Here is a 976-nt window from a genome sequence, read left to right on the forward strand (position 1 = left end):
GGCTCCTATCCGCTCATGGCCCTGCTGCGCGGCGAGCTGCTGACCGGCCCCGGCCACGTGTCGCTGCAGGAAGCGCTGGCCTACCAGTTCCTCGACCGCTCCGGATCCGGATCCGTGTGGGAGGCGGGCTCCGACCGCGCCGAGCTCGCGCAAGGCTGGCTGTTCTACGACAGCCCGCTTCTCGTGGCCGGCCTGGTGGCCGCCCTGCTGTGCCTGCTGTGGCGCCGGACCATCTGGATCCCGGTGGCCGTCGTGTCCTTCGCCGTTCCCGTGGTGGCCGGCGAGGGCTATCTGCCTGCCATGTACATCATCGCGATCCTGCCCTTCCTCGCCCTGGCCATCGGTTGCGGCGTCGAGGCGGTGGCCGACCGGCTCGCCCGCCTCGGCTCCGCCCGGACGACGCAAGGACACGGGAGGCTGCGCCGGGGCACCGCCGCAGCGCTCGCCCTGGTCCTGCTGGTCGTGGCGGCGCCGCACTGGTGGCGCCAGGACAGCACCCTGCTGACGCAGCGCAGCAACGAGGACTGGTACTCCACGCTCGCCTGGGTCCAGGAGAACGTGCCCCGTGAGGACACGGTCGTGGTGCCGTACTCGATGTGGCAGGACCTGCGGGCCAGCGGATGGCGGGATCCGTGGCAGGTCGTGGTGACGGAGAAGGTCGACCTGGACCCGAAGTTTCTGGAAGTGCATCCGGACGGTGCAGCCGCCGTCGAGTGGCTCGTGGTGGGACCCTACGTGCCGTCCAACATCGAGGAGCTCGGTCTCACCATGGTGGGCGAGGCGCTCGAGCACTCCGTGCCCGCCGAGACCTTCGGCAGCTGGAGCGTGCACCGCGTGCAGGCCCGGTAGCGCCGGACCGCAACGGGGCATCGAGATTCGAGCAATGCCAGCAGAACAGGGAGAAGCCATGGAACTGACCGTCATCGTGCCCACGTTCAACGAGGCGCCCAACGTCGCCGAGCTGGTCCGCAGGACC

Annotated in this window: 1 pseudogene; it reads left to right on the forward strand. The window is 70.1% G+C overall.

The features are described 5' to 3' along the window. Positions 1 to 849: pseudogene (locus tag QYM41_RS17560) on the forward strand (hypothetical protein); the annotation flags it as partial. Between the last annotated feature and the right edge of the window lie 127 nt (positions 850 to 976).

Source organism: Kocuria oxytropis, from assembly GCF_040981195.1.
Classification (GTDB): Bacteria; Actinomycetota; Actinomycetes; order Actinomycetales; family Micrococcaceae; genus Kocuria; species Kocuria oxytropis.